General features: G+C 66.4%; 21 protein-coding genes. 13 read left to right on the top strand and 8 right to left on the bottom strand.

All coding sequences use genetic code 11. The features are described from left to right. Positions 1 to 105: 105 nt before the first annotated feature. Entirely contained in the window at positions 106 to 2,028 is a 1,923-nt protein-coding gene (asnB, locus tag ACEE23_RS05425; RefSeq protein ID WP_368519005.1) for an asparagine synthase (glutamine-hydrolyzing), read from the top strand. Between the two features lie 125 nt (positions 2,029 to 2,153). Here asnB and ACEE23_RS05430 read toward each other — a convergent pair whose 3' ends face one another. Next, entirely contained in the window at positions 2,154 to 2,498 is a 345-nt protein-coding gene (locus tag ACEE23_RS05430; RefSeq protein WP_070769617.1) for a HesB/IscA family protein, read from the bottom strand. A gap of 191 nt (positions 2,499 to 2,689) precedes the next feature. Here ACEE23_RS05430 and ACEE23_RS05435 point away from each other — a divergent pair, with 191 nt between their 5' ends. Both ACEE23_RS05435 and ACEE23_RS05440 read left to right on the top strand, forming a co-directional pair. Beyond that, positions 2,690 to 3,403, top strand: a complete 714-nt coding sequence (locus tag ACEE23_RS05435; protein WP_368519004.1) for a DUF3043 domain-containing protein — start codon at positions 2,690 to 2,692, stop codon at positions 3,401 to 3,403. 2 nt (positions 3,404 to 3,405) lie between these two features. After that, positions 3,406 to 4,380, top strand: a complete 975-nt coding sequence (locus ACEE23_RS05440) for a nicotinate-nucleotide--dimethylbenzimidazole phosphoribosyltransferase (RefSeq protein ID WP_368521466.1) — start codon at positions 3,406 to 3,408, stop codon at positions 4,378 to 4,380. On the opposite strand, the gene ACEE23_RS05445 is transcribed toward ACEE23_RS05440, so the two are convergent. Continuing rightward, a complete protein-coding gene (locus ACEE23_RS05445) occupies positions 4,377 to 5,477 on the bottom strand; it encodes a branched-chain amino acid aminotransferase (protein ID WP_368519002.1) in 1,101 nt (366 codons plus the stop codon). The genes ACEE23_RS05440 and ACEE23_RS05445 overlap by 4 nt on opposite strands. Before the next feature lie 239 nt (positions 5,478 to 5,716). Here ACEE23_RS05445 and ACEE23_RS05450 point away from each other — a divergent pair, with 239 nt between their 5' ends. After that, positions 5,717 to 7,303, top strand: a complete 1,587-nt coding sequence (locus ACEE23_RS05450; RefSeq protein ID WP_409338339.1) for a leucyl aminopeptidase — start codon at positions 5,717 to 5,719, stop codon at positions 7,301 to 7,303. A gap of 3 nt (positions 7,304 to 7,306) precedes the next feature. Here the strand turns inward: ACEE23_RS05450 and ACEE23_RS05455 are convergent, their stop codons facing one another. Beyond that, positions 7,307 to 7,702, bottom strand: a complete 396-nt coding sequence (locus tag ACEE23_RS05455) for an oxidoreductase (protein ID WP_290222522.1) — start codon at positions 7,700 to 7,702, stop codon at positions 7,307 to 7,309. A gap of 172 nt (positions 7,703 to 7,874) precedes the next feature. On the opposite strand from ACEE23_RS05455, the gene sucB reads away from it, so the two are divergent. The 7 genes from sucB to ACEE23_RS05490 all read left to right on the top strand — a co-directional run bounded on the left by sucB (position 7,875) and on the right by ACEE23_RS05490 (position 17,804). Beyond that, a complete protein-coding gene (gene sucB, locus ACEE23_RS05460) occupies positions 7,875 to 10,010 on the top strand; it encodes a 2-oxoglutarate dehydrogenase, E2 component, dihydrolipoamide succinyltransferase (RefSeq protein WP_368521464.1) in 2,136 nt (711 codons plus the stop codon). Between the two features lie 322 nt (positions 10,011 to 10,332). Beyond that, the gene (gene gcvP, locus ACEE23_RS05465; RefSeq protein ID WP_368518999.1) at positions 10,333 to 13,188 is read left to right on the top strand and encodes an aminomethyl-transferring glycine dehydrogenase; all 2,856 of its coding nucleotides are present in this window, start codon (positions 10,333 to 10,335) and stop codon (positions 13,186 to 13,188) included. After that, a complete protein-coding gene (gene gcvT / locus ACEE23_RS05470; RefSeq protein ID WP_368521462.1) occupies positions 13,189 to 14,301 on the top strand; it encodes a glycine cleavage system aminomethyltransferase GcvT in 1,113 nt (370 codons plus the stop codon). It abuts the gene before it with no gap. A gap of 57 nt (positions 14,302 to 14,358) precedes the next feature. Next, complete coding sequence (gcvH, locus tag ACEE23_RS05475; protein WP_290222530.1) at positions 14,359 to 14,748, top strand: glycine cleavage system protein GcvH; 390 nt, start codon at positions 14,359 to 14,361, stop codon at positions 14,746 to 14,748. Positions 14,749 to 14,909: 161 nt separating this feature from the next. Continuing rightward, the gene (lipB, locus tag ACEE23_RS05480; RefSeq protein WP_368518997.1) at positions 14,910 to 15,746 is read left to right on the top strand and encodes a lipoyl(octanoyl) transferase LipB; all 837 of its coding nucleotides are present in this window, start codon (positions 14,910 to 14,912) and stop codon (positions 15,744 to 15,746) included. A gap of 104 nt (positions 15,747 to 15,850) precedes the next feature. Beyond that, complete coding sequence (lipA, locus tag ACEE23_RS05485; protein WP_290222535.1) at positions 15,851 to 16,903, top strand: lipoyl synthase; 1,053 nt, start codon at positions 15,851 to 15,853, stop codon at positions 16,901 to 16,903. Between the two features lie 115 nt (positions 16,904 to 17,018). After that, the gene (locus ACEE23_RS05490; RefSeq protein WP_368518996.1) at positions 17,019 to 17,804 is read left to right on the top strand and encodes a DUF4191 domain-containing protein; all 786 of its coding nucleotides are present in this window, start codon (positions 17,019 to 17,021) and stop codon (positions 17,802 to 17,804) included. A 95-nt stretch (positions 17,805 to 17,899) separates the two neighbouring features. On the opposite strand, the gene ACEE23_RS05495 is transcribed toward ACEE23_RS05490, so the two are convergent. Next, entirely contained in the window at positions 17,900 to 18,373 is a 474-nt protein-coding gene (locus tag ACEE23_RS05495) for an RDD family protein (protein WP_368518995.1), read from the bottom strand. Between the two features lie 178 nt (positions 18,374 to 18,551). On the opposite strand from ACEE23_RS05495, the gene glnA reads away from it, so the two are divergent. Together glnA and ACEE23_RS05505 are read left to right on the top strand one after the other, a co-directional pair. Then, positions 18,552 to 19,988: a type I glutamate--ammonia ligase gene (gene glnA / locus ACEE23_RS05500; RefSeq protein ID WP_368518994.1), complete on the top strand. Its 1,437-nt coding sequence runs from the start codon at positions 18,552 to 18,554 to the stop codon at positions 19,986 to 19,988. A gap of 138 nt (positions 19,989 to 20,126) precedes the next feature. Further along, the gene (locus ACEE23_RS05505; RefSeq protein ID WP_368518993.1) at positions 20,127 to 20,501 is read left to right on the top strand and encodes a hypothetical protein; all 375 of its coding nucleotides are present in this window, start codon (positions 20,127 to 20,129) and stop codon (positions 20,499 to 20,501) included. Here ACEE23_RS05505 and ACEE23_RS05510 read toward each other — a convergent pair. From ACEE23_RS05510 to thrC, 4 genes are read right to left on the bottom strand one after another with little or no spacing between them, the layout of a single operon-like run. Continuing rightward, on the bottom strand, positions 20,488 to 21,018 hold the full coding sequence (locus ACEE23_RS05510; protein WP_368518992.1) for an NUDIX hydrolase: 531 nt from the start codon (positions 21,016 to 21,018) through the stop codon (positions 20,488 to 20,490). The genes ACEE23_RS05505 and ACEE23_RS05510 overlap by 14 nt on opposite strands. A gap of 27 nt (positions 21,019 to 21,045) precedes the next feature. After that, entirely contained in the window at positions 21,046 to 21,957 is a 912-nt protein-coding gene (locus ACEE23_RS05515) for a trypsin-like serine protease (RefSeq protein WP_368521568.1), read from the bottom strand. Then, positions 21,938 to 22,072: a hypothetical protein gene (locus tag ACEE23_RS05520; protein ID WP_290222556.1), complete on the bottom strand. Its 135-nt coding sequence runs from the start codon at positions 22,070 to 22,072 to the stop codon at positions 21,938 to 21,940. Before ACEE23_RS05520 ends, ACEE23_RS05515 begins: the two co-directional genes overlap by 20 nt. Before the next feature lie 2 nt (positions 22,073 to 22,074). After that, on the bottom strand, positions 22,075 to 23,517 hold the full coding sequence (gene thrC / locus ACEE23_RS05525; protein WP_448871379.1) for a threonine synthase: 1,443 nt from the start codon (positions 23,515 to 23,517) through the stop codon (positions 22,075 to 22,077). Positions 23,518 to 23,590 lie beyond the last annotated feature (73 nt).

Consider the following 23,590-nt stretch of genomic DNA (forward strand, 5'->3'; position numbering starts at 1 on the left):
GCCAGCCGGCAGCCGCTACCTCGGAGCGCCAATAGCTATCTGCGGGCCGCGACCCGTAAAATGCCAAGTTGTTCAGAAACTTTCTTTGCAAGGAGCGAGACCCGTATGTGCGGACTTTTGAGTTTGCTAGCCGCGAATCACAACGCCACGGACTACGTCCAAGCCGTTGAGGACGGACTGCCCTGTATGCGCCACCGCGGTCCAGACGCGGCCGGAACCTGGCACGACGACGACGCCGTCTTCGGGTTCAACCGCCTGTCCATCATCGACCTGGAGCACTCCCACCAGCCGCTGCGCTGGGGCCCGGCCGATGCCCCGGACCGCTACGCCCTGACCTTCAACGGCGAGATCTACAACTACCTGGAGCTGCGCGAGGAGCTACAGGCCGCCGGCTACACGTTTAATACGGAAGGCGACGGCGAGCCCATCGTCGTCGGCTACCACCACTGGGGCGCGGACGTGGTCAACCACCTGCGCGGCATGTTCGGCATCGTCATCTGGGACACCCAGACCAAGACCATGTTCGCCGCCCGGGACCAGTTCGGCATCAAGCCGCTGTACTACGCCACCACCGAGGCGGGCACCGTCTTCGCTTCCGAAATGAAGTCCATCCTGGCGATGGCCGAGACCATCGGTCTAGACCTGAGCCTTGATAAGCGCGCCATCGAGCACTACGTCGACCTGCAGTACGTGCCGGAGCCGGAGTCCCTGCACGCCAATATCCGCCGCGTCGAATCCGGCTGCACCGTGACCCTGAAGCCGGGCGGCGAGGTCGTCTCTGACCGCTACTTCCGCCCCACCTTCCCGGTGCAAAAGGTCGCCAAGGGCGACGAGCAGCAGCTGTTCGACCGCATCGCCCGCGCCCTGGAGGATTCCGTCGAAAAGCACATGCGCGCGGACGTCACGGTCGGTTCCTTCCTCTCCGGCGGCATCGACTCCACGGCGATCGCCGCCCTAGCCAAGCGCCACAACGAGAACCTGCTCACCTTCACCACCGGCTTTGAGCGCGAGGGCTACTCCGAGGTCGACGTCGCAGCCGAGTCCGCCGAGGCCATCGGCGTCGAGCACATCGTCAAGATCGTCTCCCCGGAGGAGTACGCCGACGCCGTGCCGAAGATCATGTGGTACCTGGACAACCCGGTCGCAGACCCCTCGCTGGTCCCGCTGTACTTCGTGGCCCAGGAGGCCCGCAAGCACGTCAAGGTGGTGCTCTCCGGTGAGGGCGCCGACGAGCTCTTCGGCGGCTACACCATATATAAGGAACCGCTCTCCCTCGCACCGTTTGAGAAGATCCCCTCTCCCCTGCGCCGCGGGCTGGGCCAGCTCTCCCGCGTCCTGCCGGAGGGCATGAAGGGCAAGTCCCTGCTCAACCGCGGCTCGATGACCATGGAGGAGCGCTACTACGGCAACGCCCGCTCCTTTAACTTCGAGCAGCTCCAGCGCGTCCTGCCGTGGGCTCGCCGCGAGTGGGACCACCGGGAGGTCACCGCCCCGATCTACGCCCAGTCCCAGGACTTCGATCCGGTCGCCCGGATGCAGCACCTGGACCTGTTTACCTGGATGCGCGGCGACATCCTGGTCAAGGCGGACAAGATGAACATGGCCAACTCCCTGGAGCTGCGCGTGCCCTTCCTGGACAAGGAGGTCTTCAAGGTCGCCGAGACCATCCCGCACGATCTGAAGATCGCCCACGGGACCACCAAGTACGCGCTGCGCAAGGCGCTGGAGCAGATCGTGCCGCCGCACGTGCTGCACCGCAAGAAGCTGGGCTTCCCGGTGCCTATGCGCCACTGGCTGGCCGGCGACGAGCTCTACGGTTGGGCCCAGGATCAGATCAACGCCTCGCAGACCGAGGACATCTTCAACAAGAAGGCCGTCCTAGAGATGCTCAAGGAGCACCGCGACGGGGTCAGCGACCACTCCCGCCGCCTGTGGACCGTGCTGTCGTTCATGATCTGGCACGGCATCTTCGTCGAAGACCGCATCGATCCGCAGATCGAACAGCGCGACTACCCGGTCAAGCTCTAACGCCGACTAAGGTCCGCCGCTAAAGAAACCTAAAGCTTTGGGCTCGGCCCCTCCTACGGAAGGAGGGCCGAGCCCAAAGCTTTTATGCGTTGCGGCGAACTGTTTGGCTCGCCACCAACGGCTATTTAGTTGAAGGAATCACCGCAGGCGCAGGAACCGCCGGCGTTCGGGTTGTCGATAGTGAAGCCCTGCTGCTCGATGGTGTCGGCGAAGTCGATCTTGGCGCCAGTCAGGTACGGCACGGACATCTTGTCCACGACGAGGTTAACGCCGCCGACCTGGTCGACCTTGTCGCCATCCAGGGTGCGGTCATCGAAGTACAGCTGGTAGCGCAGGCCGGCGCAGCCGCCCGGCTGGACAGCAATACGCAGGGACAAATCGTCGCGGCCTTCCTGATCGAGCAGAGCCTTCGCCTTAGCGGCGGCGGCCTCAGTCAGGATGACGCCAGTAGCAGATGCTGGGGCGGTCATAAATACTCCTTGTTCGACTTGATTGTTCGACGTTGCGTCGGATTTAGTGCTCCCCACCACCCTACTCGCCTCACTACCGTCAAGAAAGGCTGACGTGCCAGGCGGTGGGATTATGGCTTGTATTCATCTTCAACCGCACGGGCGCGGGCCTTATTCCACTTTGGACAAGCAACCTTGTAACCTTGGGTGTTGTGAAACTACCGTGGCAAAAAGACAATCAGGACGCCGCTGCAGCGGACACCGCCGACCAGTCGGCCGCGCACGCCGGCAAGGACTCGGCCGCCCAGGAGGCTAAGAGCTACCCGAAGGGCTACACCCCGCCGAAGGGCCGGCCGACGCCGAAGCGCGCGGAGCAGGAGATCGCCAAGGGCGTTATCCGCGATCCGCACCGCATGTCTACTGCGCAGGCGCACCAGAACCGCAAAGAGCTGAAGAAGTCCATGTCCAAGGAAGAATGGAAGGACTACAAGGCCAAGGAGCGCGAGGAGCAGCGCAAGCGCAACCGCGAGACCCAGGAGCGCATGGCCGCCGGCGACGAACGCTACCTGCCGGCCCGCGACCGCGGCAAGGAGCGGGCTTATGCCCGCGATGTCGTCGATGTCGCCAACAGCCCGCTGCGCTTCACGATGCCCGGTGCCCTCGCCCTGCTGTTGTTCATGTTCGTCGGCACGTTTGTCCCGAGCATCTCCCCGGCGGTATCCGCCGTGGGCATGGTCTTCATCCTGCTCTTCGCTGTCCTGGCTATCCTGCACGGCCGCCGCGTCAACAACGCGGTGCGGATGAAGTTCCCCGGCACCACCGCTACCGGCTTCAGCCTGGGCAGCTACGCGGTGGGGCGGGCTACCCAGCCGCGTAAGTGGCGCGTGCCGCGCCCGCGGGTCAAGCCGGGCGAGGCTCTGGCCTAGTCATGGTGGAGTTGCAGGCGGATAGCGCGGCCGGCATCGGCGCGGCTGAAAAGCGCGAGCTCGCGGCCAAGATTGCCCTGAATCCGCAGTCCGCCGCCCTGGGGCGGATGTCCCTGCCGGTGGTCTGGCTGGCCGGCTGCCTGCAGCGCGTCCTGCCCCAGCCGGTGGCCCGGCCGCGGGTCGTGGTCTTCGCCGGCGACAACGGCATCGCCAGCGCGGACGCGCCGGTCTCGCAGTGGCCAGCTGACCACACCCACGACGCGGTCGAGCAGCTGTCCGCGCACACCGGGCCGATTGAGCTTTTGGCCCAGCGCGCCGCTGCCCGCGTGCGGCTAATCCAAGCAGGCACCTCCGCCCCGATTGATAGCGCCGACGCGATGGACGCCGAGCTGACCGCCCAGGCCTTCGACATCGGTATCAAGGCCGCCGACGCCAGCGCGGACGAGGGCGACGACTTGGTGATCCCGGCCGATATCGGCGTCGGCAACAGCACCGTAGCCGCGGCAATTGTGGGCCGCGTGACCGGCACCGAGCCGGTGGCGATCGTCCCGCGCGGCGCCCAGGTCCCGACGGAGCGGTGGAAACAACAGGTCACCGTCGTACGCGACGCGATGTTCCGCAGCCGCGGGCTCGCCGACGAGCCGGCCGAGCTTATCCGCGTGCTGGGTTCGCCGGCGTTTGCAGCGGAGGTCGCCTTCATCGCGCAGTCGGCCGCGCGCCGCACTCCGGTGCTCATCGACGGCTCCTTCGGCGCGGCCGCGGCCATGCTAGCCGAGCGCCTGCGCCCCGGCACCCAGGAGTGGGTCTTCGTCGCGACCTCCACCGCCACCCCGGCCTTTGACCGGGCCGTGGCCGATCTCGGGCACGAGCCCTGGCTGGATCTGGCGGTCGCGGCGGGCCAGGGCCTCGGGGCCCTGTCTGCCCTGCCGCTTATCAATTCAGCCGTGGAGCTTGTCTCCACGGCACTGGGCGACTAGACCAGCGTGTGCAGCCACCCGTGGGTGTCGGGCTGGCTGCCGCGCTGGATGTCGGTGAGCTGCTTGCGCAGCGCCATGGTGACCTCGCCCGGCTCGTTGCCGTTGATGGTGAAGTCCAGGTCCTTGCCCAGCACGCGGCCGACCGGGGTGATAACGGCGGCGGTACCACAAGCGAAGGACTCGGTCATCTCGCCACTGTCGACGTCCTGGTGCCACTCCTCGGCGGAGATGCGGCGCTCCTCGACCTCGTAGCCGGCGTCGCGGGCGACCTGCAGCAGGGAATCACGGGTGATGCCGGGCAGCAGGGAGCCCGACAGCGCCGGGGTGACGATCTTGGCGTCGTCGCCGCTGCCGTAGACGAACATCAGGTTCATCCCGCCCATCTCCTCGATGTACTTGCGCTCCAGCGCGTCCAGCCAGACGACTTGGTCGCAGCCCTTCTCATCGGCCTGGGCCTGGGCCAACAGCGAGCCCGCGTAGTTGCCGGCGAACTTCGCCGCACCGGTGCCGCCGGGGGCGGCGCGGACGTAGTCGGTAGACAGCCAGACCGAAACCGGCTTCACGCCGCCGGTGAAATAGGCCCCGGCCGGGGAGGCGATGACGATATAGCGGTAGGACTTGGCCGGGTGAACGCCCAGGGAGACCTCCGTGGAGATCATGAACGGGCGCAGGTAGAGCGAGTCTTCCCCGCCGGCGGCCGGAACCCAGTCCTTATCGACGGCGACCAACTGGGCCAGGGAGTTGGTGAATTCCTCGGCGGGCAGCGGCGGCATCGCCAAGCGCTCGGCGGAGTGGATCATGCGCTCGGCGTTCTGCTCCGGGCGGAAGGTGGCCACGGTGCCATCCGGCTGGCGGTAGGCCTTGATGCCCTCGAAGATGGCCTGGCCGTAGTGGAAGACGTTGGAGGCCGGCGACATCTCCAGGGGGCCGAAGGGGCGCACCTGGGCGTCGTGCCAGCCTTCTTCCTCGTTCCAGTCGATGGTGACCATGTGGTCGGTGAAGTAACGGCCGAACCCCGGGTTGTCGAGGATCTCGGCAATCTTTTCCGGACTGGTCGGCTGGTCGGTACGGGTTACGGTGTAATCAAGCAAAGTCATGTCCACACTCTACTCCGCCTTTCGGTCACCCAACCGGTTTTATTACCGAATTTTGCGGCCGCCCGCCATCCGTCGCGTGTGCTGCGTCCCTGCCCGCGGGTGAGGACCCCACTCCCCCACTTTCTGTCCCACCTGATAGGAAAACGATGGGGCAAACCTTCCCCGGCCTGGGTCGCCGGCCGCTACAGTGGGGCCATAACCTGAAATTAGGTACACCATTGACTGCTTACAACAGGAGGATGACAACCGTGGCTAAGAAGAAGTCCCCAATCGAGATCCCGGGCGCCGGCGTAGTCCCGGCCGTGAAGCTCGCCAAGAAGCTTCCGGAGAAGGCACAGGCCCTTATCATCGGCATTTTCGCCAGCGACGACGGCGTGGAGGTCCCGGCCTCCGCAGCGCTTGACGGCGACGCCCTGCGCACCGTCCTCGACCAGCTGCTGGCCGTCGGCGCCACCGGCAAGGCCGGTTCGGTCCACCGCATCCCGGCCCCGGAGGAAGTCGGCACCGACTCCATCGTGGCGGTCGGCCTCGGCGAGGCCGAACAGTTGGATGATGAGACCCTGCGCCGAGCCGCCGGCTGCGCCGCCCGCGCCGCCCAGGGCCTGAACAAGGTGGGCAATACCCTGCACGAGTTCGGCCTGGCCGCTGCCGTCGAGGGCACCATCCTGGGCGGCTACGTGCACCGGGGGCTGCGCTCCGACAAGCTGCCGGCCGATAAGAAGCCGGCGACCGTCTCCTTCCTCCTGCAGGATAAGAAGGACGCGGCTACCAAGAACGAGTTCAACGCAGCCCGCGCCATCGCCCAGGCCACCGTCTTCGCCCGCGACTTGGTCAACTGCCCGTCCAACGAGCTCTACCCGTCCGTCTACGCGGACATCCTGTCCTCCCACGCCACCGCCGCCGGCCTGGGCGTCGAGGTGCTCGACGAGAAGCAGCTGAAGAAGGAAGGCTTCGGCGGCATCCTGTCCGTGGGCCAGGGCTCGGTCCGCCCGCCGCGGCTGGTGCGCCTTTCCTGGAAGCCGTCCAAGGCCAAGCGCCACGTCGCGCTGGTCGGCAAGGGCATCACCTTCGACACCGGCGGCATTTCTCTCAAGCCGGGCGCTGGCATGTGGGACATGATCATGGACATGGGCGGTTCGGCCGCCGTGGCCGCCGCTACCCTGGCCGCGGCCTACCTCAAGCTGGACGTCGCGGTCACCGCGACCATCCCGCTGGCTGAGAACATGCCGTCTGGTTCCGCCACCCGCCCGGGCGATGTCATCACCCACTACGGCGGCACCACCTCCGAGGTCCTCAACACCGACGCGGAGGGCCGCCTGGTGCTGGCCGACGCCATCGCGCGCGCCAGCGAGGACAAGCCGGACTACCTCATCGACACCGCCACCCTGACCGGCGCCCAGATGGTCGCGCTGGGCAAGCGCACCGCCGGCGTCATGGGCACGGAGGAATTCCGCGACGAGGTCGCGAACATCGGCCGCCGCGTGGGCGAAAACGCCTGGGCCGTGCCGCTGCTGGAAGAGCACAACGAGTCGCTGAAGTCGGATAACGCCGACATCCGCAACATCAACGCCCAGCGCGAAGGCGGCATGCAGTTCGCCGGCACCTACCTGGAGCACTTCGTCGGCGAGGGCATCGACTGGGCCCACATCGACGTCGCCGGCCCGGCCTGGAACGGCGACGGCGCCCGCGGCTACACCCCCAAGCGCGCCACCGGCGTGCCGACCCGCACCATCATCGCCGTGCTGGAGCAGGTCGCCGGCGCGGGCAGCACCGATGCCCCGGAGCCCGCCGGGGCCAATGAAGAGACCAACGACACCGAGGATTAATCCTTAAGAATCCGGATTTTCGCCGCGCTCGAACCGGGCGCGGCGAATTTTTTGTTCTTCCCGCTTGCGCAGGATGCGGTCGCGCTCCATTTTGCGGCGCATCCGCTCGGGGTAACCGGTCTCCTCGACGTCGTAGACCGGGCAGTCCAGCAGCCGCGCCACGGCGTCGATTCCCTTCGGGCCCCCGATGCGCCGCCGGATGAAGTCGCCGCCCTCGTCGACGACGACCACCGACATTTCGTTGACGATGGTCTCCGGTTCCACGAAGGCCTCGACCCAGCCGCGGGGGCGCGCCCAGTCCTGCAGGTCGCGTGCGTCCTGCTCACGGATGGTTTCCCCGGGGGCGCGGGGCGGCTTCAGCGGGGACTTCGAGCGACGTCGGCGGAAAGGGTTGAACACGGCACACTATCCTAGTGGTGTAGACAGTTTCCTGGTAACTCACACCTTGTCTGGTCAGCCTGTGGGGCGAAACACCGGATTAGGGGTGAGATAATGCGCGACGAATTGACCGAACCGGTAGGCTGTTGACAAAAGGTTTGTTATTTCCAACTTTCGAGGAGTCTTAATTCTCATGGCGCACTCCGTTGAGATGCCCGAACTGGGCGAATCCGTAACTGAAGGCACTATTACTCAGTGGCTCAAGTCTGTGGGCGACACCGTCGAGGTCGACGAGCCGTTGCTCGAGGTCTCCACCGACAAGGTCGATACCGAAATCCCTTCCCCGGTTGCGGGTACCCTCCTGGAGATTAAGGCCGACGAGGACGACACCATCGAGGTCGGCGAGGTCATCGCCACCATCGGCGACGAGGGCGAGTCCGCGGACTCCGGCGAGTCCCAGGACGACTCCGCCGAGGCGGAGCAGGACGAGGCCGAGGCTGAGGCTGAGTCCAAGGAAGAAGAGTCCAAGTCCGAGGAGTCCTCCTCCGACAAGCAGTCCGGCGGCTCCGGGGATGCCACCGACGTTGAGATGCCGGAGCTGGGCGAGTCCGTCACCGAGGGCACCATCACCCAGTGGCTGAAGTCCGTCGGCGACACCGTCGAGGTCGACGAGCCGCTGCTCGAGGTCTCCACCGACAAGGTCGACACCGAAATCCCGTCCCCGGTCGCCGGCACCCTGCAGGAAATCCTGGCCGACGAAGACGACACCATCGAGGTCGGCGAAGTCATCGCCCGCATCGGCGACGGCTCCGCCCCGGCCAAGTCCGACGACTCCGACTCTGACTCCGACTCCAAGGCTGAGGCCAAGGAAGAGGAGAAGGAAGAAGAGCCGAAGAAGGAAGAAAAGGCCGAGGAGTCCTCCTCCAAGGATTCCGGCGCTTCCGGGGATGCCACCGACGTTGAGATGCCGGAGCTGGGCGAGTCCGTCACCGAGGGCACCATCACCCAGTGGCTGAAATCCGTCGGCGACACCGTCGAGGTCGACGAGCCGCTGCTCGAGGTCTCCACCGACAAGGTCGACACCGAAATCCCGTCCCCGGTCGCCGGCACCCTGCAGGAAATCCTGGCCGACGAAGACGACACCATCGAGGTCGGCGAAGTCATCGCCCGCATCGGCGACGGCTCCGCCCCGGCCAAGTCCGACGACTCCGACTCTGACTCCGACTCCAAGACTGAGGCCAAGGAAGAGGAAAAGGAAGAAGAGCCGAAGAAGGAAGAAAAGGCCGAGGAGTCCTCCTCCAAGGAGGAGAAGAAGGACGAGGCCCCGAAGAAGGACGAGTCCTCCGCTAAGAACACCTCCGCGAAGGTCAACAACGGCGACAACGTCCCGTACGTGACCCCGCTGGTGCGCAAGCTGGCTGACAAGCACGGCGTTGACCTGAACTCCGTGGAAGGCACCGGCGTCGGCGGCCGCATCCGCAAGCAGGACGTGCTGGCCGCTGCCGGCGAGGGCGAGGCCCCGAAGTCCGGCTCCGACAAGGCTGCCTCCGGCAAGTCCGGCGGGCGCGCCAACTGGTCCACCAAGTCCGTGGATCCGGAGAAGCAAGAGCTCATCGGCACCACCCAGAAGGTCAACCGCATCCGCGAGATCACCGCCTCCAAGATGGTCGAGGCGCTGCAGATTTCCGCGCAGCTGACCCACGTCCAGGAAGTCGACGTCACCGCGGTAGCCGACATGCGCAAGAAGAACAAGCAGGCGTTCATCGACAAGTACGGCGCCAACCTGTCCTACCTGCCGTTCATCGTGAAGGCCACCGTCGAGGCGCTGGTTTCCCACCCGAACGTCAACGCCTCCTACAACCCGGAGACCAAGGAGATGACCTACCACGCGGACGTGAACGTGGCCATCGCCGTGGACACCCCGCGCGGCCTGCTCACCCCGGTCATCCACAAGGCGCAGGACAAGACCCTGCCGGAGATCGCCCAGGCCATCGCCGAGCTGGCTGACAAGGCCCGCAACAACAAGCTGAAGCCGAACGACCTGACCGGTGCTACCTTCACCGTGACCAACATCGGCTCCGAGGGCGCCCTGCTGGACACCCCGATCCTGGTTCCGCCGCAGGCTGGCATCCTGGGTACCGCGGCCATCACCAAGCGCCCGGTAGTGGTCAACGACGACGGCCAGGACGCCATCGCCATCCGCCAGATGTGCTACCTGCCGTTCACCTACGACCACCAGGTGGTTGACGGTGCTGACGCTGGTCGCTTCATCACCACCATCAAGGACCGCCTGGAGACCGCGGACTTCGAGTCCGACCTGGCTCTCTAAGACACGGCCTTGAGCTGCCGGCCTTCCCGGGCCGGCCCGAGCCCCCGTTGACTTTTCCTATGACTTTAAGGAAAAGGAGACGGGGGCTTCGTCTTTCCCCGACTACCCCCGTAACCCCCTCCCGGGCCGAATGTGGTCACAGTTTTTCGGCCCAGTTGGAGATGTCACTAACCCCGCACGCGGGGCCGACGCCCCCCGCCCCGCAGCGGGGCGTAATTAATGCGCTCGGGTTGGGGGTAAAAACGACCCGGGCGTGTGGCGCAGAACAATATACTGGTGTTCCGTATGGCCGTTTTGCCTACCCAATCAAGGAGTAACGCTAATGGAATTCATCTCCCGTCACCTCGGGCCAGATGCCACCGAACAATCTAGGATGCTGGAGGCGGTGGGTTATTCCACCGTTGAAGACTTGGTCGACGCCGCTATTCCGACCAAGATTCGGGCCGACGAGCGGCCGGAGCTGCCGGGCCTGCCGGCCCCGCTCAGCGAGTACGACGCCCAGGAACGCCTGCGCGAGCTGGCTGGCAAGAACCACCTGCTGAAGTCCTTCTACGGTCAGGGCTACAGCGACACCATCACCCCGCCGGTCATCCGCCGCGGCCTCTTAGAGGACGCGGGGTGGTACACCGCTTATACCCCGTACCAGCCGGAGATTTCGCAGGGTCGCCTGGAAGCGCTCCTTAACTTCCAGACCATGATCCAGGACCTGACCGGCCTGCCGATTGCGAACGCCTCCCTGCTGGACGAGGCCTCCGCCGTGGCCGAGGCGGTCGGGCTGATGTCCCGCGCGGTCAAGAAGGGCCGCCGCGTGGTCCTAGACGAGCGCCTCCACCCGCAGGTGCTCAACGTCGCCGCTGAGCGCGCCCGCGCCATCGAGCTCGAGGTCCTCGTCGCGGACCTGACTGACGGCCTGGCCGGCGAGGACATCGTCGGCGTGGTCGTGGCCTACACCGGCACCGAGGGCGATATCTTCGACCCGCGCGCGGTCATCGAGGAGGCCCACTCCCGCGGTGCCCTGGCCGCCGTGGTCGCCGATCCGCTCTCCCTGACGCTGCTGGAGGCCCCGGGCGAGCTGGGCGCCGACATCGTCACTGGTAGCTCCCAGCGCTTCGGCGTGCCGCTGTTCTTCGGCGGCCCGCACGCGGCGTTCATCTCCGTCACCGACAAGCTCAAGCGCCAGATCCCCGGCCGCATCGTGGGCGTGTCCAAGGACGCCGAGGGCCGCCCGGCCTACCGCCTGGCCCTGCAGACCCGCGAGCAGCACATCCGCCGCGAGCGCGCTACCTCCAATATCTGCACCGCCCAGGCGCTGCTGGCCAACGTCGCGTCCATGTACGCGGTCTACCACGGCCCGCACGGCCTAAAGGCCATCGCCAAGCGCGTGCACGGCCTGGCCTCCACCTTCGCCGCCGCCGTCAAGGGCGAGGGCCTGGATCTGGCCGCCGAGGACTTCTTCGACACCGTCACCGTGACCGGCGTCGACGCGGCCGCCATCAAGTCCTCCCTGCAGGAGGCCGGCTACCTGGTCCGCGCCATCGGCAGCGACAAGGTCTCGGTCTCCTTCGGCGAATCCGCTACCGATGCCGACGTGGAAGGCCTCGTGCAGGCCTTCGGCGGCGAGGTCGCGGACACCGAGCCTTTTGCCCTGCCGGAAGCCCTCCAGCGCTCCACCCCTTTCCTGGAGCATGAGATCTTCAACTCCCTGCACTCCGAGACCCAGATGATGCGCTACCTGCGCGAGCTGGCGGACAAGGACCTGGCACTGGACCGCAGCATGATCCCGCTGGGCTCGTGCACCATGAAGTTGAACCCGACCGCTGCGATGGAGCCCATCTCCTGGCCTGAGTTCGCGGGTATCCACCCGTATGCCCCGGAGGAGACCACCGCCGGCTGGCGCGAGCTCATCGCCCAGACCGAGGACTGGCTGGCCGCGATCACCGGCTACGCCAAGGTCTCCATCCAGCCGAACGCGGGCTCGCAGGGCGAGCTGGCCGGCCTGCTGGCCATCCGGCGCTACCACGTGGCCAACGGCGACAACGGCCGCGACGTCGTGCTGATTCCGGCGTCTGCCCACGGCACCAACGCCGCCTCCGCGACCCTGGCCAACCTGCGCGTGAGCGTGGTCAAGACCGCCGACGACGGCTCGATTGACCTGGCCGATCTGGACAAGAAGATCGAGCAGCACGGCGAACACATCGCCGGCATCATGATCACCTACCCGTCCACCCACGGCGTCTTCGACCCGGAGGTCCGCGAGGTCTGCGACAAGATCCACGCCGCCGGCGGCCAGGTCTACATCGACGGCGCGAACATGAACGCGCTGACTGGCTGGGCCCAGCCGGGACAGTTCGGCGGCGACGTCAGCCACCTGAACCTGCACAAGACCTTCACCATCCCGCACGGCGGTGGCGGCCCGGGCATCGGCCCGGTCGCCGTGGCCGAGCACCTGATCCCGTTCCTGCCGTCCAACGCCGCCGACCCGGCCCACGACGCCTCCGAGGCCACCCCGGTCGGCGAGGGCGTGCCGATCACGGCCAGCCAGTACGGCTCTGCCGGCGTGCTGCCGATTTCCTGGGCCTACCTCGCCATGGCTGGTTCCCAGGGCCTGCAACAGGCCTCCGCGCACGCTATCTTGGGCGCGAACTACCTGGCCCACGAGCTGCACGATTCCTTCCCGATCCTCTACACCGGCAACGCCGGCCTGGTCGCGCACGAGTGCATCCTGGACCTGCGCGAGCTGACCGACCAGTCCGGCGTGACCGCCGCGGATGTGGCCAAGCGCCTCATCGACTTCGGCTTCCACGCCCCCACCCTGGCCTTCCCGGTCGCCGGCACCCTGATGGTCGAGCCGACCGAGTCCGAGGACAAGGGCGAGCTGGATCGCTTCATCGAGGCCATGCGCACCATCCGCGCCGAGATCCAGGAGATCATCGACGGCAAGGTCGCCTACGACGACTCCGTCATCGCCCACGCCCCATTCACCGCGCTATCCGTGTCCAGCAACGACTGGGACTACGCCTTCACCCGCGAGCAGGCCGCCTGGCCGGTGGACTCGCTGCGCCGCGGCAAGTACTTCGCCCCGGTCCGCCGCCTGGACGAAGCCTACGGCGACCGCAACCTCGTCTGCTCCTGCCCGCCGCCGGAGGCTTTCGAGATGACCAACGAAAAGGAGAGCTAAATGTCCGATCTACGCAATTCCCCGCTGCACGCTGAGCACGAAAAGCTCGGCGCCAGCTTCACCGCCTTCGGGCCGTGGAACATGCCTCTGAAGTACGCCAACGAGCTGGACGAGCACCGCGCCGTGCGCGAGGCCGCCGGCCTGTTCGACCTGTCGCACATGGGCGAAATCTGGGTCACCGGCCCGGATGCGGCCAAGTTCCTGACCTACGCGCTCATCTCCAACCTGGAGACCGTCAAGGTGGGCAAGGCCAAGTACTCCATGGTCGCCGCCGAAGACGGCGGGATCATCGATGACCTCATCTCCTACCGCTTCGAGGAGGAGAAGTTCCTGGTGGTGCCGAACGCCGGCAACACCCAGGTGGTCTGGGAGGCCTTCCAGGAGCGCTCGGAAGGCTTCGACGTGCAGCTCAAGAACGAGTCCCAGGACGTGGCGATGATCGCCGTCCAGGGCCCGAAGGCCGCCGAGATCCTCGTCCCGCTGGTCGAGGACAACAAGCAGGACGCCGTCTACGAGCTGGGCTACTACGCCGCCACCATGGGCAAGGTGGCCCGCAAGTTCGCCATCATCGCCCGCACCGGCTACACCGGCGAGGACGGCTTCGAGCTCATCGTCTACAACGCGGACGCCCCGGAGCTGTGGAACGAGCTGCTGTGCGCCGGCGAGGAATACGGCCTCAAGCCCTGCGGCCTGGCCGCGCGCGACTCCCTGCGCTTGGAGGCCGGCATGCCGCTCTACGGCAACGAGCTCTCCCGCGACATCACCCCGGTCGAGGCCGGCATGTCCCGTGCCTTCGCCAAGAAGGAAGCGGACTTCGTGGGCGCGGAGACCATGCGTGCGCGCGCCGCTGAGGGCCCGCAGCAGGTCATCACCGGCCTGGAGTCCTCCCAGCGCCGCGCGGCCCGCTCCGGCGCCGAGGTCTACGTGGGCGAGACCCACGTGGGCACCGTGACCTCCGGCCAGCCCTCCCCGACGCTGGGCCACCCGGTCGCCCTCGCGCTGCTGGATACCTCCGCAGGTCTCGAGCCCGGCGCCGAGGTGGAGGTCGACATCCGCGGCAAGCGCTACCCGTTTACCGTAACGGCCTTGCCGTTTTACAAGCGGGACAAGTAAAACCGTTCTAAAATAAAGCCCGATAACGCCCGATCCTTTCAGAAAGGACTTTTACCCATGGCCAACCTGCCTGATAACTACTCCTACTCCGAGGACCACGAGTGGCTGGCTGCCGCTCCGGACGACGTCGTGGGCAAGACCGTCCGCGTGGGCATCACCTCGGTCGCCACTGAGCGCCTGGGCGAGGTCGTCTTCGCCGAGCTGCCGGCCGTCGGCGACTCCATCACCGCAGGCGACTCCTGCGGTGAGGTCGAGTCCACCAAGTCCGTCTCCGACCTGTTTGCTCCGGTCACCGGCACCGTGACCGCCGTGAACGAGGGCGTGCACGATGACTACTCCGTCATCAACAACGATCCCTTCGGCGAAGGCTGGCTCTTCGAGGTCGAGGTCTCCGAGGCCGGCGAGCTGATGACCGCCGCCGACTACGCCGCCGCCAACGGCATCTAGAACCGACGCGCTGGCCCCGTACAGCGCCCGCCCCCCGGCAAGGCCGGTAACCCGCCTGTGGATTTACACGGTGGCGTTACCGCTTGCTGGGGGCGCTTTTGTATACCCAGTTGGGCAGCCGCCCGTGGACTGCCGGGCCAAGCGAATTACAATGGGTATCTATGACTGCACCGCGCGATCCTTTCTTCCCCGCCGACCGCTCCATTCGCGCCGACAACGCGCCTTTGGACATCCGCCACCTGGGCCGGATGGACTACCAGGAAGCCTGGGACCTGCAGGCCGACCTGGCCAAGCAACGCGCCCGCGGCGATATCGGGGACACGGTGCTGGTGGTCGAACACCCCAGCGTCTACACGGCCGGTAAGCGCACCATGGAATCCGACATGCCGGATAACGGCCAGCCCGTCATCACCGTCGACCGCGGCGGCCGGATTACCTGGCACGGGGAAGGCCAGCTCGTGGTCTACCCCATCATCCGCCTGGCCGAACCCGTCGACGTGGTCGACTACGTCCGCCGGCTGGAAGAAGCCACCATCCAGACCGTGCGCCAGATGGGGGTCACCACCGCCGGGCGCATCGACGGCCGCTCCGGGGTCTGGGTGCCGTCCACCACGCAGCCGAAGGACCCGCAGGCCCCGCACCGCGACCGCAAGATCGCCGCGCTGGGCATCCGGATTACCCGCGGGGTGACCATGCACGGCCTGGCGTTGAACTGCTGCAACACCCTCGAGTTCTACGAGCACATCGTGGCCTGCGGCATCGACGACGCCGACGTGACCACCCTGTCCCTCGAGCTCGGCCGCCACGTCGGCCTGGAGGAAGCCACGGAGCCGCTGCTGAGCGCGCTTGACGATGCCCTCTCGGGCCGCCTCGTCGTCGCCGACCACACCTTCGGTTCCGCGCCGGATCCGACCAAGCTGGCCAACGAGGCGCGCCGGCGCGCCCGGCAGCAGGCCGCCACCCCCGAACGAACGACCCCGGCCGCCGGCCAGGAATGATCACACCGCTTTAGTGGTTGTGACTGAGGCATCCCGGCGTGCCGGATGCCCCGGAAGACCGGACATTTTCCACTTCGCCAACTCAACAACGTAGGGTAGACAACGTGACTATTAAGCCTGAAGGACGGAAGCTGCTACGCATCGAGAAAAAGAATGCGGAATCTCCGATCGAGCAGAAACCCCGATGGATCCGTAACCAGGTGCGCACCGGCCCTGGCTACGAAGATATGCGCAACCGCGTCGCCGGCGCCTCCCTGCACACGGTCTGCCAGGAGGCCGGCTGCCCCAACATTCATGAGTGCTGGGAATCCCGCGAGGCCACCTTCCTCATCGGCGGCGACTCCTGCACTCGCCGCTGCGATTTCTGCGATATCAAGACCGGCAAGCCGGACGCCCTGGATACCGACGAGCCGCGCCGCGTGGCAGAGAACATCCGGGAGATGGACCTGAACTACACCACCATCACCGGCGTGACCCGCGACGACCTGCCGGACGAGGGCGCATGGCTCTACGCCGAGGTGGTGCGCAAGATCCACGAGCTGAACCCGCACACCGGCGTGGAAAACCTCACCCCGGACTTCTCCGGCAAGCCGGACCTGTTGCAGGAGGTCTTCGAGGCCGAGCCGGAGGTCTTCGCCCACAACCTGGAGACGGTCCCGCGCATCTTCCGCCGCATCCGCCCGGCCTTCCGCTACGAGCGCTCCTTGGATGTCATCCGCCAGGCGCACGACTACGGGCTGATCACTAAGTCCAACCTCATCCTCGGCATGGGCGAGACCGCCGAGGAGATCGAGGAGGCGCTGCGCGACCTGCGTTCGGCCGGCTGCGACATCATCACGATTACGCAGTACCTGCGCCCCGGCCCGCGCTTCCACCCCATCGAGCGCTGGGTCCGCCCGGAGGAGTTCGTCTCCCACTCGAAGCTGGCCAAGTCCCTGGGCTTCGGCGGCGTCATGTCCGGCCCGCTGGTCCGCTCCTCCTACCGCGCCGGCCGCCTGTACGTGCAGGCCATGGAGGCCCGCGGCCGCGAGCTGCCCGCCCACCTGTCCCACCTGGCCGAGACCTCGAAGGGCGCGACCGCCCAGGAGGCCTCCACGCTGCTGGACAAGTACGGCCCGTCCGAGGAGACCCCGGTGACCGCTCGCGTCAAGAGCTAAGCCACCGCCAGGTACTCACCTGTCTACCTTTTAGCTGACTTCTAACCGTTGCGGGGCCGCGCGAAAGCGCGGCCCCGTTTCCAGTTTGTGGGCACAACCCTTTAGAGTAGAGGGCATGGCACAGGGAAATACTAAGGCCGATCTCAAGGCCGCTAAGAAGGCAGAGAAGAAAGCCAAGCGCGAAAAGGGCAAGCAGACGCGCCGCCAGATGTGGCAGGCGTTCCAGATGCAGCGCAAGCAGGATAAGGCGCTTATCCCGCTGATGCTGCTGGCCTTCCTGGGCCTGGGCCTGCTCTTCTTCCTCATCGGCATGCTCTTCAACGGGCAGTGGTTCATGCTGCCCATCGGCTTGGCGCTGGGTGTGCTGCTGGCCATGTTCATCTTCACCCGCCGCCTCGAGCGCGACATGTACAAAAAGGTCGAAGACCAGAAGGGCGTGGCCGGCTACGCGCTGGAGAACCAGCTGCGCAACACCGTCGGCATCGTCTGGAAGGTCGAGCAGGGCATCGCGGTGACCCGCCACCAGGACCTGGTCCACCGCGTCATCGGTAACCCGGGCGTCGTGCTGGTCTGCGAGGGCGACAAGAAGCGCCTGGCCGCGACCGTGGGGCAGCTGAAAAAGCGCATCGATAAGCTCGCCGCCGGCGTGCCGGTCTACGAGGTCTACGTCGGTGAAGGCGAGGGCGAAGTGCCGCTGGCCAAGCTGCGCAGCCACATCATGCGCCTGCCGCGTAACTACAACAAGAACGAGGTCTACGCCAACGCCCGCCGCATCGAGGCCATGGATTCCCTGCCGGGCCAGATGCCGGGCGTGCCCAAGGGCCCGATGCCCCAGCAGGCCCGCAACATGTCCGGCATGAACCGCCGCATGCGCCGCGCCGCCGGCCGCAAGAAGAAATAAGGTCCCCGCGCCAGATAAAAACGGCGCCCGCCTCCGGCCCCGAACTATCTCGGGAAGGGAGGCGGGCGCCGTTTTGGTACGCCAGGCTAAAAAAATTAAGCCATGATGACCGTGGTGCCGGTACCGCGGTCGTGCATGCCGCGCCCGTCGGCGTCGACCATGGCGGCCGGGAAGAAGACGGCCGTGAGCAGCGTGCGCACGGCCGCGCGCCAGAAGCCCACGCGGGTGCCAGGAGCGTCGACGCGGGCCACGCCCATGCCCAGCGCCGCCATGCCGGGGGTACGGGCAAAAAGCCAGCCGCAGACGATGCCCAGGATGATCCAGATGCCATACCCCAGCGCGGCAGCCGCACCGAGGGCGTCGGTGAACTGGGTGATGATGATGGCCAGGACCATGCTAATGACCCAGTCGATCAGCACCCCGCCCGCGCGGCGCATGACCGAGGCCTGCGCGCCCGAGCCGCTTTTCGGCAGGCCCAGTAGCTCCCCGGGCCACCGGGAAACCGCCTCGGCGGAATCATACTCACCAGGGATGCTCGGGCCGTCCAGCCACGTTTTCTTGTCAGCCATAGCCACTAATCTAGCGGGGGCACACCGGGGAAGGAAAGCCACGCCCAGAAATACCGAAATCTATCGCGCAATAGGTGATTTGTTAAAGTGGTAAGGCAATTCCTCAAATGTCTTTGGGCAGCGCGTAAAATCTTTACCTAGAGCCCATTTTTATCTCAAAATTTTCAGGAGCATGACCATGGCTTTCGAGACCGTTCAGGACATCGTAAAGTTTATTCAGGACGAAGACGTCCGCTTTGTCGATATCCGCTTTACCGATGTCCCGGGCATCGAGCACCACTTCAGCATCCCCGCCTCCGAGTTCGACGAGGACACCGCCGCCGAGGGCCTAGCCTTCGACGGCTCTTCCATCCGCGGGTTCACCTCCATCGACGAATCCGACATGACCCTGCTGCCGGATCCGTCCTCGGCCATGATCGACCCGTTCCGCACCGAGAAGACCCTGAACATCAAGTGCTTCGTGCACGACCCGTTCACCCTCGAGCCCTTCACCCGCGACCCGCGTAACATCGCCCGCAAGGCCGAGGAGTACCTGAACTCCACTGGCATCGCTGACACCTGCTTCTTCGGCGCGGAGGCCGAGTTCTACATCTTCGACTCGGTGCGCTATTCCACCGACGTCCACGAGGGTTTCTTCAAGGTCGACTCCGACGAGGGCTGGTGGAACCGCAGCGCTGAGACCAACATCGACGGCACCCCGAACACCGGCTACAAGACCCGCGTGAAGGGCGGCTACTTCCCCACCGCGCCGTACGACAAGACCGGCGAAGTCCGCGACGCCATGGTCCGCAACCTGCAGGACGCCGGCTTCGACGTCGAGCGCTTCCACCACGAGGTCGGCACCGGCGGTCAGAACGAGATCAACTACCGCTTCAACTCCATGCTGCACGCGGCTGACGATGTCCAGTCCTTCAAGTACATCATCAAGAACACCGCCGCAGCCTACGGCAAGACCGCTACCTTCATGCCCAAGCCGCTGGCCGGCGACAACGGCTCCGGCATGCACGCCCACATGTCCCTGTGGAAGGACGGCACCCCGCTCTTCCACGACGAGTCCGGCTACGGCGGCCTGTCCGATACCGCCCGCTATTACATCGGCGGCATCCTGCACCACGCTGGCGCGGTCCTGGCCTTTACCAACCCGACGCTGAACTCCTACCACCGCCTGGTGCCGGGCTTCGAGGCCCCCATCAACCTGGTCTACTCGCAGCGTAACCGTTCTGCGGCCATCCGCATCCCGATTACCGGTTCCAACCCGAAGGCCAAGCGCATCGAGTTCCGCGCCCCGGACCCGTCCGGCAACCCGTACCTGGGCTTTGCTGCCATGATGTTGGCCGGCATCGACGGCGTGAAGAACCGCCTGGAGCCGCACGCCCCGGTCGACAAGGACCTCTACGAGCTCCCGCCGGAGGAGGCCGCCTCCATCCCGCAGGCCCCGACCTCCCTGGAGGCCTCCCTGGAGGCCCTGCGCAACGACATGGACTTCCTGACCGAGGGCGACGTCTTCACCGAGGACCTCATCGAGTCCTACATCAAGCTCAAGGAAGACGAGGAAATCACCCCGGCCCGCCTGCGCCCGACCCCGCTCGAGTACGAAATGTACTTCGACTGCTAGTCCCCTAGCCTTCCGCAGGCTTTCCTGCCCCCAGCCGGCGTCCCTCGTGGGCGCCGGCTTTGCTGTATCCAACGGCCGGCCGTGATTGACGCCAAAGCCACCACCTTAGTATTCCACGGTCGTGCTAGGTTCGTTTCCATGTCCAACCCCCTCACCTTCGTCGCCCTGGAGACCGCCGACGTGGCGGCGGTGCGGCAGGTGCTGGGGCCCTTGGAGCGCGGCGGGATTTACCTGACCCGCCCAGGGCTGGTGCTGGAGACGTCCTGGCTGGGGGACGGCGCCCGCGACGTCTACGCGACGGCCTGGGCGTGGGGCGCGGGCGATGCCGGCCTGTTCTACGCGCTGGCTGCCCGCGGCCGGCTGCTGGTCACCCCGGCGCGCGGGGCGGTCGACATCGTCGTCTGCGGGCGAATCCATGGCCGCGAAGAGGTCGACAACGGCATCGATAGCTTCGCCTTCGCCGACAGCCCCGAGCAACTGCGGGAGCTTATCGGGCCACCTAGTTGCGCTTAGCGTAGCCGATCCGGGGGCGGAAGCCGGCGGGGTGCTTCATTTGCGCGACCGCGTCCGCAATGACCATCCGATGGCGGGCGGTGAGCGACTGCGGCAGCTGCGCCACGGAGAACCAGCCGACCTCGGTGTTTTCGTCGTCGGCGAGGTGCGGGACGGCATCGTCAGGCACGCTGAGCCGCAGGGTGGTGTCCATGAACAGGCACTTGTCGCCGTTGCCGTATTCCACGGGGCCGACCTGGCCGACGCCCAGGAGGGCCTCGACGCGGGCCTCCAGGCCGACTTCCTCGGCGACCTCCCGAATGGCGGTGGTGCTGATCTCCTCGCCCGGCTCGGCGATGCCGGCCACCGGGGCCCACTTATCGTTATCCGCCCGGCGCGCCAACAGCACGGTGGGTACCTCCCACAGAGGCGCGCCCTCCGGCACGCCGCGCACGATGATGGCGGTCACGGCGGGCAGGAAGAGCTGGTCGTGGCCGATCTTTTCACGCAGGGACACAATGAAATCCGGGGTTGCCATACCCCTAGCCTACGGCACGCAGCGACCTTAAGGGGTGCCGGCGTCGGCGCGGGCTACCTCGCCCCACAGCCCGTCGGCCAACCGCTGGACCTCCACCGCCGGGGTGAAGGAGAGCTCCATGTCCGGGTAGTCCTCGCACGTCGTGCCGCCGTCCATGCGCTCGGTGGTGCCGGAGACCAAGCCGATGATGACAGGCCGGCCGTCGCGCTCGGCGTAGACGGGCCCGCCCGAGTCGCCCGTGCGCGCACACATGCGGGCGCGCGCGGACTCGGATTCGAGCTGCTCGCCGTCGGCATTGAGCTTGCTCAGCTCCGGTAGGTGGGTCACCTCCCCGCAGGTCTTGTGGGTGGATCCGCCCAGCTTGCAGGCCTGGTCCGGCAGCTGCGCCAGCTGCGTGGCGATATTGGTCTCCAAGGACTCGGCGGTGTGGAAGGGAATCTGACCCGAGGTTCCCGCCTCGTTGAGTTCGATAAAGGCCACGTCCAGGTGGTGGGTGTCCGCGGCGTAAAAATCCGAGTAGACCACCTGGCCCACCGGCTCCGCGGGGTAGGAAAACTCGCCGTACTCATCCGCGGCCCACACCTGGTCGCCGACCTTGCCGCAGTGCGATGCCGTCACGGCAAAGGACCGGCCGTCCGGCAGGCTGAAGGAGTAGGCGACGCTACACAGCTGATAGCTGAAATACTCCCCCGGCTGCGGCGTCTGCGCGGACAGGTGGATGGCCGCGCCCGGCGGCACGGGCGCGAACTGTGGGGTAAGGATCTCGTCTTCGCGCGGCGGGAGCTTGGTCTGCTCCGCCGCCGCGCCCAGATCCGTCGCGGGCGCGGTGCGCTGGCTGGTCTCCTCCAGCGGGTCTTCTACCGGCAGGCTGCACGCGCTGGACAGCGCCACCACCGCGGCGGCCGCGAGGACCCCGCGGCTAGCTCTGCGAAGCACCATCGTCCGGGGTGGTCTCGTCCTCTTCCTCGGCCGCTTGGGCCCGCAGGTCACGCAGGAACTTCTCCGGATCGAATTCCGTGTGGTACTCGGGCCCAGCGAACTGTTCCTGTGCCATTGTTAGACCTCCGTGGTGTCAATCGAGCGGGTGATGTAGTCCTTGACCGCGGCGGCATCGTTCGGCAAGTCCGCCACGGTACGTTCCGCCTCCAGGATACCGGCAAAACGCTCGGGCACCTCCGGCTCCCGGCCGGTGGCCTCCCGGATGGTGTCGGCGAACTTGACCGGCAGGGCCGTCTCCAGGCAGATGATCGGGGTATCCACGCCGGCCTCTTGGGCCGCGCGGGCGGCCTTGACGCCGTCGGCGGTGTGCGGATCGATGAGCACCCCGTAGCGCTCGTCGACGTCCGCGATGGTGGCCAGCCGGTCCGCGTGCGTGGAGCTGGCGGAGGTGAAGCCGAACCCCTCCCGGGCGTCTTCCAAAAGCTCCGGGGACACGGAGAAGCCGCCCTCCTTGACCTTCGTGCCGAACCAGTCGGCCACCTGGGCGGCGTCCCGGCCGGTCAGGTCGAAGACGAAGCGCTCGAAGTTAGAGGCGCGGGAAATATCCATCGACGGCGAGGAGGTCTTGAAGGTCTCCGCGGCCGGGCGCGGGCGGTAGTTGCCCGTGCGGAAGAACTCGTCCAGCACGTCGTTCTCGTTGGTCGCCACCACCAGGGTGTCGATGGGCAGGCCCATCTGGCGGGCGATGTGGCCGGCGCAGATGTCGCCGAAGTTGCCCGTGGGCACGGAGAAGGAGACCTTCTGCTGGTTGTTGTCGGTCACCCGCAGCCAGCAGGAGACGTAGTAGACCACCTGGGCCAGCAGCCGGGCCCAGTTGATGGAGTTGACCGCGCCGATCCGGTAGTCGCGCTTGAACTGGGCGTCCGCGGAGACGGCCTTGACCACGTCCTGGCAGTCGTCGAAGACGCCGTCCAGCGCGATGTTGAAGATATTCGGGTCATCCAGTCCGAACATCTGCGCCTGCTGGAACGGGGTCATGCGCCCGGCCGGGGTCAGCATGAATACCCGGATGCCGGGGCGGCCGCGCATGGCGTATTCCGCCGAGGAGCCGGTGTCCCCGGAGGTCGCGCCCAGAATATTCAGCGTTTCTTCCCGGCGCGCCAGCTCGAATTCGAAGAGCTCACCGAGCAGCTGCATGGCCATGTCCTTGAAGGCGGCCGTCGGGCCCTCCGACAGGTGGCCGATAAAAAGGCCGTCGCCCAGCTCGGTGACGGGCACGATCTCCTCGGAAGCAAACTTCGGGTAGGTATAAGCGCGCGCGGCGATCTGCTCCAGGTCTGCCGGGTCAATATCGTCGATATACAGCTTCAAGACCTCGGCGGCGACCACGGCGTAGCCCTTCTTATCGGATAGGGTGCGCCAGCTGGTCAGCAGCTCATCATCCAGCTGCGGGTAATGCTCCGGGAGGTAGAGACCGCCATCCGGGGCGAGCCCGCCCAGCAGAATATCGGTAAATTTGGCCGGAACCTGGTCCACATCACGCGTCGAAATATAATCCACGCGGCTAAGTCTAGCGGTTCCGGGCGTGCTCGGGGCCCCTTTTATCCCTTCCCTTGCCGGGGCCCGCCGCGGC

The sequence above is a fragment of the Corynebacterium sp. 32222D000AT genome, assembly GCF_053546955.1.

Coding starts and splice junctions, on each gene's coding strand:
- ACEE23_RS05520 (WP_290222556.1), bottom strand. CDS start 22,072: ATGGCACAGGAACAGTTCGCTGGGCCCGAGTACCACACGGAATTCGAT.
- ACEE23_RS05430 (WP_070769617.1), bottom strand. CDS start 2,498: ATGACCGCCCCAGCATCTGCTACTGGCGTCATCCTGACTGAGGCCGCC.
- ACEE23_RS05440 (WP_368521466.1), top strand. CDS start 3,406: ATGGTGGAGTTGCAGGCGGATAGCGCGGCCGGCATCGGCGCGGCTGAA.
- ACEE23_RS05445 (WP_368519002.1), bottom strand. CDS start 5,477: ATGACTTTGCTTGATTACACCGTAACCCGTACCGACCAGCCGACCAGT.
- ACEE23_RS05515 (WP_368521568.1), bottom strand. CDS start 21,957: ATGGTGCTTCGCAGAGCTAGCCGCGGGGTCCTCGCGGCCGCCGCGGTG.
- glnA (WP_368518994.1), top strand. CDS start 18,552: ATGGCTTTCGAGACCGTTCAGGACATCGTAAAGTTTATTCAGGACGAA.
- ACEE23_RS05495 (WP_368518995.1), bottom strand. CDS start 18,373: ATGGCTGACAAGAAAACGTGGCTGGACGGCCCGAGCATCCCTGGTGAG.
- gcvT (WP_368521462.1), top strand. CDS start 13,189: ATGTCCGATCTACGCAATTCCCCGCTGCACGCTGAGCACGAAAAGCTC.
- asnB (WP_368519005.1), top strand. CDS start 106: ATGTGCGGACTTTTGAGTTTGCTAGCCGCGAATCACAACGCCACGGAC.
- gcvH (WP_290222530.1), top strand. CDS start 14,359: ATGGCCAACCTGCCTGATAACTACTCCTACTCCGAGGACCACGAGTGG.
- sucB (WP_368521464.1), top strand. CDS start 7,875: ATGGCGCACTCCGTTGAGATGCCCGAACTGGGCGAATCCGTAACTGAA.
- ACEE23_RS05505 (WP_368518993.1), top strand. CDS start 20,127: ATGTCCAACCCCCTCACCTTCGTCGCCCTGGAGACCGCCGACGTGGCG.
- lipB (WP_368518997.1), top strand. CDS start 14,910: ATGACTGCACCGCGCGATCCTTTCTTCCCCGCCGACCGCTCCATTCGC.
- ACEE23_RS05490 (WP_368518996.1), top strand. CDS start 17,019: ATGGCACAGGGAAATACTAAGGCCGATCTCAAGGCCGCTAAGAAGGCA.
- gcvP (WP_368518999.1), top strand. CDS start 10,333: ATGGAATTCATCTCCCGTCACCTCGGGCCAGATGCCACCGAACAATCT.
- ACEE23_RS05450 (WP_409338339.1), top strand. CDS start 5,717: ATGACAACCGTGGCTAAGAAGAAGTCCCCAATCGAGATCCCGGGCGCC.
- ACEE23_RS05510 (WP_368518992.1), bottom strand. CDS start 21,018: ATGGCAACCCCGGATTTCATTGTGTCCCTGCGTGAAAAGATCGGCCAC.